This is a genomic window from Rahnella sp. BCC 1045, assembly GCF_019049615.1.
Classification (GTDB): domain Bacteria; phylum Pseudomonadota; class Gammaproteobacteria; order Enterobacterales; family Enterobacteriaceae; genus Rahnella; species Rahnella contaminans.
In genome coordinates this window covers 16,038-28,067 of the sequence record NZ_JAFMOZ010000090.1, presented here as the reverse complement: position 1 = coordinate 28,067, position 12,030 = coordinate 16,038, and the positions used below count along the sequence as shown (strand labels likewise).

The window sequence follows — 12,030 nt, the reverse complement described above, 5'->3', positions numbered from 1 at the left end:
GCTTTTAACAAGGATGACTTCATAAATTTTGATTATTATAATTACGATGGGATATTAAAAATAAATAAAAGCGAAAACAAGCGTTTTACAACCATGTTGGATTTTTATTCTAATTTATCAAATAATGTTATTGGAATAGCAATGAAAGAATCTGCTTATATGCGCTATAAATCGTTGTGTGAAGATATTGAGAGTGGGGCTTCAGCTCACAACCTAATCGAAATGTTTTTAACAGATGGAATGATCTTCGATGTCAAAGAAATATAAAATTGTTCATATATCGCAGACCCCGTTAGTCGCCGCACCCTCGAAAATTGCTTACGCGCAACGTCTTGTAGGACATTCATCTATAGCTATAGCTTTAAAAGATTATCCATCTGCATTACAAGGGATGTTTATTGAAGATTTTATAATAGAGAATGACTTCACTAGGCCCATTATTGATAGAGCAATTATAGCGGCTGATATTATTCATATTCATAATGATATTCCTCCTGAATGGGCGAAAAGACTTTTAGAAACAAATCAACGTGCAAAATATGTTTATCAGGTCCATTCACCATTACGTGAAGGACCATTATATATTCCACGTCACCAATCAATACCCCTTCCTTTTGTATTGAAATTAGTGGTTGGTCAATTTCAACCTAGAATCCATGTTGACCATATTGTTGTACCTAATATTTTCTTAGATATACCAAGTGTAGAACCGAGGCAGCAAGGCGAGAAGTTGCGAGTGATGTTCAGCCCTACTCATAAGAGACCCGGAAGATGGAATAATAAGCATACTGAAGAGCTAGATTTGGCAGTAAATGCTTTAGTTGCGTTAGGTAAGATAGAAATAGTTATGCCGGAGAATCCAGTTTCACCAAAAGTATTGATGAGTGCTCGAAGGACTTGCCATGTTTCTATCGACGAAATTGCAACAGGTGGGTTTCATCAAGTCTCTATCGAAAGTTTAGCCGCAGGTAATATTTCAATAAACAAAGCTGACTATTTTTCAAAAAGAGTATTTTCAAATTTCTCGTCCGGTGTGTTACCACCATTTTTATATGCCGATGGCTCTTCTATAGCTGGTATTTTAAATAGGTTAGCCGACGATGTTGATGAAACAGTTAGAAGACAATATGAAAGTTTTGAATACTTCAAAACTCATTTAACTCCTATTAAAATGGCTGAGATTTTCGATGAAGCATATGAATATCTTCAATAGCATACGAAATATTAAAAACACTGAAATTGGTAAACGAGTATTTATCCTAGCTAATGGCCCTTCAATTAACACTCACGATCTTAACTTCCTCAAAAATGAAATTGTGATTGGAATGAATGCTTCAACGTTGCTAGAGAAAAAATATGATTTCTCCTCTAAATATTATGTCATTTCAGACACAAGATTTTTGCAGCACCCAGAAAAGAAACCATTTGGAACGAATCTTCTCTCACATTCAACCATACGTATATTAAGAAAAGAACTTGAAGAGTTTGATGATAAAGATATTTCAAATAAGACCTACTATGTTAATGCACTAAAGAGAGATGGTTTTTCTGAAAACTTGTCTGCAGGATATTTTTTTGGGTGCACAACCACGATGTTAGCAATTCAACTTGCATATTATTTAGGTGCTTCAGAAATCTATCTTTTAGGATGCGACTTGCGATATTCGCATGAATCGCCGAGATTTTACAAAGAATCTCATCCACAGCTTGAAGATAGTTTTACTAGTGTACAGATCTGGAATATTTTGAATGCCAGTACCATTATTGGAAAAGAGGGGCGCAAACTAATTAATTGCAGTCCCCGTTCGTTCCTTAGGCCACATATTGATTATATTGAGTTTGATTCTCTTTTTGAAAATGTAAGCCCTTCAACAATGAGCGTTTAACTTAACCAATAATGTTTTTAAGGGCTATCGCGATAGCCCTTGCAAGGCATAGATACAGTTATTTGATTGGGAGATTTCTTGGTTCTCTTTCAAAAAATGAGATTGCGTTTTCAATTGTATTTCTAAACAGCGAGTTCACTGTATGCCCATCCCATTTTTCTTTTCTGACAATTAATAGACACTCTTCTTCAATCAAGGATTGGATTAAAGACTCGCACCCTTTCTTATCAGCCATGTAATTACCGTACTCGAGATAAATAGCAGGTTTTACTTCATATTTTTTTGAGAAATCATCAAGATCATACCACTGACTCCCCATTTCTCTTATTGAGCGCTCCCAATTTTGGAATTGATGCATTCTTGCAGCTTTATATGTAATCTGAGGGTTAGCCACAATGGCAGCCCGCGATTGAGTATAAAATGCAAAGTATATAGCTGCATATCCCCCCATGCTACCACCAACCATATATGTCGACTCAGGTGTGGTACTACTCAATTCCTGATAGTGCGAAATAACTTTTCTGACGCTATCTTTCATTGGTTTATCATCTGTCCCAAGAAAATAATGAAAACTATCATCTTTTATAAAAAGATAAGCAGTATCTTCCCAAATTTCATTTTTTTCCCAAAACCATGAGTATCTATCAAAACGGTCTTTTCCCATCGAGCTAAAAAAAACCATTATTCTCTTTGCATTAATGCACGGAAAATAAACCCCTTCCACACCGAGCATAGCTACTTTGTATTTATTACGAACATAATTCCTATCCCATTCTCTCAGTACATTAATTTCAATTTCGCTACTCATAACCCACCATTCTTATTATATAACTACAAAGTATTTTCTATTAACAATACCACATCTCAACTATTTTATTCATAACTTCATTCATGTAATAACCATATACTTTGTTCGATAAACCTAATGATTGTTTAATCCATTATCTTTTACTTTCACTACATCACCATCAAACCGATTCCCCTCCACCACATTATTATCGGCATAATCAGGATAAAACTTAAGGCTTCCATCCCTCGGTTTATCCCCGCAATCAAATCCTGATAAGTCCCGGTTTTGCCGGGATGCCAGCCAGATGCCGACGGGTTCATTTACAAAGGTGTTATTGCGAATGACGTTGTAGTCGCTGTGCTGCCAGCGGATCACGGATTTGCCTGTGCTGAAATGCTCGCCGCAGTTCTTATACAAAAATACGCCCCCTGCCCCGTTCGATTCAAACCGGTTACCTTCAATAAGATTGTACGCCGACGAATCCACCGCTAATCCTTCCCGCTTTCCCTTGCCGAAACTCTCATGTCCATTATTGATAATCTGGTTATCCACGATTTTGTTATTGCGCGATGAATGTTCCAGGTAGATACCCGACATATACGAGTCGCGGACAACCGAGTGGCTCAACGTCGAATGAGTGACGTAATCGTCAAAGTATATCCCTACGCGTCCGCTGCCGGTGACTTCAACGTTTTCGAGGGTTATCCGTGTCGGTGTCCGGCGGTAGTTTTCTTCATGGTTCGGGCTGAGTTTGTTGGCGGCGATGTCGGAAGTGATACGGATGCCGCTGTGGGTAAAGTTGCGCACTTTGCAGTTACGGACAGTGACAGCGGATAACGGCTTACCCTTGCTGTTGATCAGTATGCCAAAAGGGCGTTGATTGTCCCCCTCGAGCACCGCACCCCGGCAGTCTAACGTGGTATTGCTGCTGGTGATGATGACCGCTTCTTTATAAACGCAGTGAGGGGATAGCGTGGTATTACCGCGGACATCAGGCAGTTCGCACTCATGAGAATGCATCGAGGGAACGGCGTCCGCGCAGGCGGTAAGAAACAAGGGGAGCAGGATGGGTAATGAGAAATATGCGCAGAGTTTGATCGGTAAACATTTTTGCATCTGGGCATATTCCTCAAAGGTGATCGTTACGAAGGTTGTCGCTTGATGTAATTCATCACCAGCTTTTGGCTGATAAATACCGGCTGATACTGGCTGTCGGCTATTGCAGCAATATCGGCTTTGCGACCGCCATAATACACCGCATTAATCTGCGTATTTTGCAGCAAGTATAGACGGAATTGTTTGAACAGTTTCATGTCCGGCTTATATCCTGAGGTCCAGAACTGGTTCAGATGTCCCTGATAGGTAATGCCTTTAATGTCATACAGCGCGCTGCCCATCACTTTCAGCGGCTTGTTATGGATAAGCGCGGAGATACCCGCTGTGCTGTTAATCGTAACCACGGCTTTGGAGTGTGTCAGCAACTCAGGCATCGGCAGGTCATGCACGTAAATAACGCGGTTAGCGATACCGTATTTTTTACCCAGCTGGCGGATAAGCGGTCCGTACAGACGGTGCCCCCTGTCCATCGGGTGATGTTTAATCACCAGAAACTCGGTTGAAGGCGCTTTTTTAGCGAACGAGTGCATCACTTCATTAATGTAATCACGCACGTCGTTATACGGGCTGTGGTTACGGATCTGGCTGTCGTTATACACCTGCAAAATGGCCAGATAATAGCGCTGATCCAGATCTGTTTGCAGTTGCTGCAACACATGGCGCTGACGGAAGGCATACAGTTTTTTACGCCAGGCAGCACGGGTCCAGCAACGCGCCTCGTACCACGGCGAGAAGGATTTGTGATGGCGGTATTTCGGGAAATCATGGCGATAGCGCCATCCGGCGAGATAATATACGGTCGCGTGGCGGACGCGCTGCCAGCCTGAAGGTTTCAGGTGCTCGATTTCCGGCATAGTCATTGTTGGCAGGCTGCGGTAGAACTCCGCATCTCGCGGCAGGCCGGAATAGGCGTTCACGCCACCTTGTTCCAGCGTGATGTAATGCGGCCGCAGGTAGCCTTCCTCGAAGGCGAGGAATCTCACGCCCTTGGCCTGCGCCCAGCGTTTAGCCGCCTGATGCAGCGGACGACAATCCCCGAAACACACGATGGTGTCGAAGTCGTACTCCTGCCAGGTTTCTTTCAGCCAGGTCGGAAACTCCTGAGGCGTCTGCTGGTACAAACGGTATTCACGCTTTCGCGAATACAATCTGTCACCGCCGTTGAAAACAACGTTCACCGCTTCACGCCCCAGTGACTCCAGCCACTGTGCTAAATCACTGAAGAAAGGCCCCATCGGCCCCTGCAACAGCAGATATTTTTTACCAGAAAGTAATGTCGTAAGCGCCTTACTGTCCATTTCTGTCCGTGTCCATTTACGCAAAAAGCTTAAAAGAGGCTGGTTCAGGTGGTCAATGTCACCCGGATCAACATGAGCAGTTTCCTGTAATAGCGAACTATCCTGCCCGCCTTAATCTTTGAGAATTGCATTTGCGCCCGTGGCGTCGCAGCAAGAAGTTCAACCGCCTGCTCCGCTAAAATAGGCTCCCGGCTATGCGGGTCGATATACGACGGGTAGGCAATCAGCGCCTGATAAACCACATCGTCTAATGTGAGGCTGCGCGTTCTGCGTGAACAGGTATGTTCATCGTGCGTCAGTCCCCAACCGGCATAAAAAGGCATGCCGTAACACACCACTTTTTTGCCGTGGAGTAAGGCTTCAAAACCTGACAATGACGTCAGGGTGTGCAGTTCATCAGCAGCCTGAATGCACTGAATAATGTCAGCATCCAGCGCCTGACTGTCTGCCCACCGGCTGACATCTTCAGCAGGAATATTTCCCTGCCGGTTCCCCACCAGAACATCCGGGTGCGGCTTATAAATAATGTAGGCATCCGGGTGGCGTTCCCGCACCGTGCGCAACAGCTCGCCGTTGGTGCGTAATCCCATCGTCCCGGTCAGGATCGACGCGTCGTCTTCCACCTGTCCCGGCACCAGAATCACGGTCTTTCCGCTGGCTCCGGCTGGCAGCGTAAACGCCGCGCCGAGGTTGTATTTACTGACTTTGCTGGCCACCAGTCTCTGGCGCAGTCGTGTTGCGCGTTGTTGCTGGAAACCGGTCAGACGGCTCGCACTGAGCAGCGTTTCGAGGTCACTTGGCCGCGTGGCGTCGTAGTAAATACCGGTTTTATCCAGCACCAGAGAAAGCGGCGGATGCAAATCAGAACCCAGCCCGGCAGAACGCAGAAATCCATCTTCCATTCGCCATTGCGGGAGTCTTTTTCTTTGTGCATCCTCGTGCCAACGGCGTTCGCCTTTGGTGCCCCACACCACGCAGGCGGATTCACCGGCATGACGTTTACTGAAATTCACTTTGTTTGTTTTGGTCCGCAGGAACGGCGCAAGAATGCTGCGCTTCCAGAGTGTCAGACCCGGCGACCACAAGCGCCCTGTCCGCTGCTGATGATGCTGACGCTGCATCAGCAACCAGTTCAGTACGTCAAATAACGTTCCCGCCTGGCCGTTTACCGGGTTCAGATATCTGCTGTAACGCAAACAGGCTGCCCCGAATAAATCCTCGATGCTGGCATTACCGCGTCGGACGCGAAGTTCTGCGGCAAGCACATGACGGTCATCCGTCAGCCCCCAACCCGCGTACCACGGCTGACCAAACACGCTGACCGGTTTACCGGCGATCAGCGCTTCAAAACCATAATTCGACGTCACCACATACACGCGGGTGACGCGTTGCAATAATGACTGCGGGCTGACGTCCTGCGCAATCAGTTTTATGCGCGGATCCTGTTTCGCCTGCTCCCCGAGCTGCGTGAAGTAACCGGCTTTTTTCCCCGATAGCACATCAGGATGCACCTTCACCCAAATCTCAGACTGCGGGTTTTCAGCCAGCGCCGCTTGCAGCATATTGTCGAACTGTTCTTTCCCGGCGTTGCCGTACACGACGGCCATGTCGCCAAAGGTCTGATCGACGACCAGCACCGCGCCCTGTTCCGGTTGCGCCAGGGTACACACCGGTGCCTGGTTGTATTTCGACAGGTCACCGTCGACGATCATCTGCATCGCCTGACGGGCATCGTCGTGCAGCAGGCGGTTCTCTTCATGCTGATGGATCAGCGTTTCCAGCGTGCTCGGCTGCGAGGCGTCGTAGTACATGCCCTGCGTGTCCAGCACCATGGAAAGCGGCGGACATCCCGAAACGCCCAGCCCCAGAGAACGGATAAAACCGTCCTCAAGACGTAATACCGGCAGGCCAGATTTTTCGGCCAGCGCAACGGCTTTCGCGCCCGTTGGCCGGTAACCCCACACGGCAATCCGCGTGATGTCATCCGGCACCGGCCGCAGCAACGAAAGCTTGCGGCACGTTTCACCGAGAAATGCTTCCAGATGCGGGATGCGCTGAATGCCCGCAGAAAAGATCCCGATCATTAAATTGTCAGCACCACTTTCGCGGCAACGGCCAGCTGATACAGGATCGTCGAGATACCGCGCGTGACTTCGATGTTCTTCGATTCATACTTCGGCAGAACCATCAGCTCATCGCCCGGTTGCAGCGTTTTCACGTCATCCGCGTTAATCGCTTCGCCGTTCTGTTTAATCAGGATGACTTTCGAGTTACCCGCTTTCTGCGTAAAGCCACCGACTTTCTCGATGTAATCTTCCGGGCTCAGCCCTTTCTGCCAGCTGACGGCGTTCGGGAACAGCACTTCGCCGTGGATCATGACCAGCGAGGTTTTTTCCGGAATATTAATCACGTCGCCGTCTTCCAGGATCACCTGGTTCAGGTTGTCTTCGTTCAGGACCACTTCACCTTTCGGCACCACCTGACGCGCTTTATTCACAAAGCGGCTGACCAGCTGCGCTTCCTGTGCGCGCAGACGCCCTTCTTCCTGCGTGGAGGACTGGGCAGAAAGAGACGCTTCTTCCAGTTTCTGCAAGGTAAGATCCAGCATCTCTTTCTGGCGGATCGCCACGGAGCGGCGGTACAGCTGAATGGCATTGATCTGCGACATGGAGTTGGTGCGGATTTTCGGCAACAGCTGGCTCATGGTGGCGCCATACGGCAGTACCACGGCGTGTTCACCGGAATGCGCGCCTTCGATGCGCACCTGAATAGTGCCGGCATAGCGGTCAGAGCTGATGATCAGCTTATCGCCATCCTGCAATGACCGGCCCGGCGCAGAGCTCAGCGGGTAGTATTCGCTGCGTTTCATGCTGCCCTGCTGGCGGATGATGGTCATGTGCGTCGCGCCCGGTTTCGGACGTGCCCAGCTCAGGGCTTCGCTGACCGGGATCGTGCTGTCACGGAATTCAAAGTCGTAGCTGTTGAAGACGTCGCCTTCCACGCTGAACGTGTGCTGACGCGGCCCGACAACGATGGTGTCGCCATCCGAGAATTGTGACAGGCGCAGATCGCCGTTCAGCAAAAAGTCATAAAGATTGATGCGCGAACGCACGCGGTCGTTGTGTTTCACCACGATATCGACATAGCTGCCGCGTTCGGTGTCGACGCCGCCCGCTTTGCTCAGGTAAGAGAGCAGAGAATCAGACGCCACGCCGCCGTATAAGCCGGGGTTAGTGACGTAACCGGTCACAAAGACTTTTACCGGTTGCGCCTGTAACAACGAGGCGTAGACGTTTACGTTGGCCTGATAAACCTGTTTCACTTTGGTGGTGATCACACTGTTCAGCTGGCTGTTAGAAATACCGGCAACTTTGAGCGGGCCAACGTTTGGCAGGAAGATATTGCCTTTGGGGTCAACAGTCAGCGCGCCGTCAAAGTTGAAAGCGCCCCAGAGGCGGATCTGAACCTGATCGCCCAGCCCGACCACGTAGTTCGGGTTAAAACCAATGCTTGCCGCGTTATCCGCCGCCGCACCGCCGGTGAACAACTGCGCACCAAACATACGGCTCATCACCGCCGGAACCGGCGGCGGTGGAGAATCATCAAACCCGGTATCCGACGACGTTTGCTGCGTCTGACCGGTCAAAAATGTCGGCAAAGGTGCCGCACCGGTCATGTTCGGATCGGCATTAATTCCCACGGCATTCGCCTGGGTGAGCTGGCAGGCCAGCAAAATCAAAACGGACTTCAATAATTTCATAACAAGCTCTGTGTGCGATTCTTCAGGCTAAAAGGGCAGCGGAACAAACCGCATTAATCTTTGTGGTCATCGATGACCGCCAGCAATAATTTGATCGTCCCGAACAGCAGGCAGCAGACCAGCAGCCAGCTGGCAATCATGTAAGGCACATTCGGGAAGCTGGATTCCTGCGGCAGTTGCGGCGAGCTGATCACCGACAGCACTTTCAGTTTGCGGGCGGCTTCGACGCGGGTCTTTTCAATCGACGTCAGCGTGAGCTTGTACAGGTCGGTGTCGAACTGAACTTTTGCCTTAATCTCTTCGAAATCAACCGCCATGCTGTTCAGCTGACGGCCATCCGGCGCGGTGATTTTGCTTTTTTCCTGATCAATCTGTTTGCCCAGCGACGTAATCGCATTCTGCGCACTGATCACCTGCGGCGCATCTTCACGCAGATAGGTCAGCAGATTGCGCAACTCGGCTTCCATCTGGATTTTTTGCCCGACCATTGTGTTCACCAGCGAGGTGGCGGCCACGGCCTGAGCTTCAGGATCAAGAATGTTGTTCTGGTTCTGATAAGCCAGTAACTGTGTTTTGCTGACGTTCAGACGCGCCCGCGCATCAAGCATTTCCTTTTCGGCAAAGGCTTGCTGGTCACGCGCAATCTTATGGGAGATTTCGTTGATGAAGCGTTCGGATTCTTTCAAAACCGCATTGTTGAACTGTTTGGCAAATTCAGGCGTAAAACCCTGCGTGCCGATGGTTAACAGGCCCGTTTTATCGTCATAAGTGACGGAAATACGGTCGCGGTAATAGTTGAGGAATTGTTCGCTTGTCGCGTCTTTTGGCAGACGGTAGAAGAAATCCAGGCCGCTCTTTGCAAAGGCAGAATGGAAGTCGAGTTGCTTATCGAGCGCCATCATCATGTCAGGCGAGTTTATGTATTCTTTTAAATACATTGCGTCCTGAGCAGTGCTTGGGTTTGCAGCGCCCAGCAGCAAGCCGACATTCAGACTGGAGCCACTGATGTCGTTTGAGCTTTTAATCGCAACCGTAGATTCGCTGAGATAACGCGGATGGCTGAAAATCACCAGATAGATAATCAGCAACGCCATCGGCAATCCCACCACAATTTTGCCCAAATTGCGGTTCAGCGTAGCCATACTAAAATGCGGAGATCGACGAACCCGGGCAATATGTTCCCCGGGCCAGGCAGACTTCATTTTTTCAATAAGCATTTATTTATTATCATCATGACAAATAGCACGCTTTTAGCGTCGTGCTTTATTAAAAGTCCCGTGAATCTGCCTTATTTCCCCTGCGGAATACTCACGGTGCGTAATTATTTCAAATATTATTTCAGTCGAAAATGCGCACCAGACCGGCGACGTTTTTCTCTTTATTGGTGACCAGCAATACGGAAACCCGATGTTTCTGCATCAGCGTTTCTGCATCCGTAATCATCATGTCCGCCGGTAATGTCAGCGGCGAGCGGGTCATCATGTCGGCGGCACAAGCGCTGTCGAGCTGTGCATTCTTTTCCATATAACGGCGTAAATCGCCGTCAGTAATAATTCCGACCAGTTGCTGCCGGACATTATTAACGGCCACCATGCCCTGACACCCGCAGGTAATTGCTGAGATCACCTGGCGGAACACCGTATCTTCCTGAATGGTCGGCACGTTGGTTTGCATGACATCCGCTACGCGGGTCAGCAAACGGCGGCCCAGAGAACCGCCCGGGTGATAACGTGCAAAATCCGTCGGCAGGAATTTACGCTGATGGATCAGGGCAACGGCCAGCGCATCGCCAATTGCCATGGTTAGCGTCGTTGACGTTGTCGGCGCGAGATTATTCGGGCAGCTTTCGCTTTCCATCATCAGCTCAAGCGTGGCGTCAGCATATTTCGCCAGCGTCGATGCGCTGTGATTTGTGATCGCGATAATCCGGTTACCGAACTGACGCAGAGAAGGAATGAGCTTGAGAATTTCGTCCGTTTCACCGCTGGCTGAAATCAGGATCAGCAGGTCATACGGCGTGATCATTCCCAGATCGCCATGAAAGGCTTCTGCCGGATGAATAAAGAAGCTTGGAGTGCCGGTCGAGGCCAGCGTCGCGGAGATTTTACGCCCCACATGGCCTGACTTTCCCATGCCAGAAAGGATGACGTGGCCTTTGCATTCCATAATCAGTTTTAATGCTTTCTGATACTGGACGCTGTCGAGCTGAGCAGAGAGGCGTTGCAACGCATCGGCCTGCTCGGAAAGTGTGCTGCGAACGGATTCGATCAGACCCGGCTGTAAAGATGCACCTGCCGTGCCGCCAACTACCTGATTATCTGCCACTTTAATACCCTGCCTGGGATTAAACTCACTCCGTCACGATGCAAAAGAGTGGGTACTTATAATGGTTAGCCGATCAAGCAAATGTGTCCTGATGAATTCCATTTCTTAGTCGGGCCAGTTGCAGCTGCCATGCAGCAGAAGGGAATTGAATGAGAAGTCAGCGCAAACTGGCCTGAATAAGGTGTCCATGGGGAGAATAGCTGTTACAAATATGCACATATTCACACGAACAATTGATGACAGAAATACATTCATTCAATTCATGCGTTTTTTTAACATATGGCACGAAATAACACAAATCTTATCAGAAAACTCTTAGTAAACGCAGAGCTATAATAAAAGCAGAGCATTAACAAACAAAACAATTAACCCATTGTTTTACAAAAAAAATCATCTTCACTGCTAAGAATTATTCTTAAAATAGCGTTTCAGATTAATACTGAGATTGCTTTCCAATAAATCTGATAAACATTCGGAGGTCACCATGGCAAGCGGATGGGCGCAAGATGGCGCAGTTCAGGACCAGATAGATTCAACAGTCAATGATGCGGTTGACCGCGCTCGTCAGTCGCTTGGGCACGGCGAAAGTGAGCATTTCTGCCGGGAATGCGGGGAGCCGATTCCGGAAGCTCGCCGGAAAGCGCTTCAGGGCGTTCAGTATTGCGTCACCTGCCAGGCTGAGCTGGATAAAAAGCAGCAGGATCACGCCGGATATAATCGCCGTGGAAGTAAAGACAGCCAGCTGCGCTAGATTTTTTCCCTATGACCGGTTGCACCATTATGGTTCAACCCACCTCGGTTTTTCCTCAGTTCCCACCCTTCCCCTCTTTACATTTGCTTCAATATTGAGCAGTG

11 protein-coding genes are annotated in these 12,030 nt (G+C 48.6%); 4 read left to right on the top strand and 7 right to left on the bottom strand.

The window, feature by feature from the left end:
- The 3 genes from J1782_RS02970 to J1782_RS02960 all read left to right on the top strand — a co-directional run.
- The coding region (locus J1782_RS02970) for a hypothetical protein (protein ID WP_217152382.1) at positions 1-267 on the top strand (267 nt) is incomplete at its 5' end.
- Positions 251-1,213: a hypothetical protein gene (locus J1782_RS02965; RefSeq protein WP_217152381.1), complete on the top strand. Its 963-nt coding sequence runs from the start codon at positions 251-253 to the stop codon at positions 1,211-1,213. The genes J1782_RS02970 and J1782_RS02965, both read left to right, overlap by 17 nt.
- Positions 1,197-1,886: a 6-hydroxymethylpterin diphosphokinase MptE-like protein gene (locus J1782_RS02960; RefSeq protein ID WP_217152380.1), complete on the top strand. Its 690-nt coding sequence runs from the start codon at positions 1,197-1,199 to the stop codon at positions 1,884-1,886. Before J1782_RS02965 ends, J1782_RS02960 begins: the two co-directional genes overlap by 17 nt.
- 58 nt (positions 1,887-1,944) lie before the next feature.
- Here J1782_RS02960 and J1782_RS02955 read toward each other — a convergent pair whose 3' ends face one another.
- The 7 genes from J1782_RS02955 to J1782_RS02925 all read right to left on the bottom strand — a co-directional run bounded on the left by J1782_RS02955 (position 1,945) and on the right by J1782_RS02925 (position 11,175).
- A complete protein-coding gene (locus J1782_RS02955; RefSeq protein WP_217152379.1) occupies positions 1,945-2,694 on the bottom strand; it encodes a hypothetical protein in 750 nt (249 codons plus the stop codon).
- A 114-nt stretch (positions 2,695-2,808) separates the two neighbouring features.
- Complete coding sequence (locus J1782_RS02950; protein WP_217152378.1) at positions 2,809-3,792, bottom strand: right-handed parallel beta-helix repeat-containing protein; 984 nt, start codon at positions 3,790-3,792, stop codon at positions 2,809-2,811.
- Between the two features lie 26 nt (positions 3,793-3,818).
- A complete protein-coding gene (locus J1782_RS02945; RefSeq protein WP_217152377.1) occupies positions 3,819-5,090 on the bottom strand; it encodes a capsule biosynthesis protein in 1,272 nt (423 codons plus the stop codon).
- A 44-nt stretch (positions 5,091-5,134) separates the two neighbouring features.
- Positions 5,135-7,174 carry a capsular polysaccharide biosynthesis protein gene (locus J1782_RS02940; protein WP_217152376.1) on the bottom strand — a complete coding sequence of 680 codons (2,040 nt, stop codon included), beginning with the start codon at positions 7,172-7,174 and terminating at the stop codon, positions 5,135-5,137.
- Positions 7,174-8,850, bottom strand: coding sequence for a polysaccharide biosynthesis/export family protein (locus J1782_RS02935; protein ID WP_152324281.1), 1,677 nt, complete (start codon positions 8,848-8,850; stop codon positions 7,174-7,176). The genes J1782_RS02940 and J1782_RS02935 overlap by 1 nt, the downstream gene beginning before the upstream one ends.
- Before the next feature lie 53 nt (positions 8,851-8,903).
- Complete coding sequence (locus J1782_RS02930) at positions 8,904-9,992, bottom strand: capsule biosynthesis protein (RefSeq protein WP_371819738.1); 1,089 nt, start codon at positions 9,990-9,992, stop codon at positions 8,904-8,906.
- A gap of 196 nt (positions 9,993-10,188) precedes the next feature.
- Positions 10,189-11,175 (bottom strand): KpsF/GutQ family sugar-phosphate isomerase, encoded by a 987-nt coding sequence (locus tag J1782_RS02925; protein ID WP_217152375.1) that lies wholly within the window; start codon positions 11,173-11,175, stop codon positions 10,189-10,191.
- Positions 11,176-11,659: 484 nt separating this feature from the next.
- On the opposite strand from J1782_RS02925, the gene J1782_RS02920 reads away from it, so the two are divergent.
- Positions 11,660-11,926, top strand: a complete 267-nt coding sequence (locus J1782_RS02920) for a DksA/TraR family C4-type zinc finger protein (protein WP_165058188.1) — start codon at positions 11,660-11,662, stop codon at positions 11,924-11,926.
- Positions 11,927-12,030 lie beyond the last annotated feature (104 nt).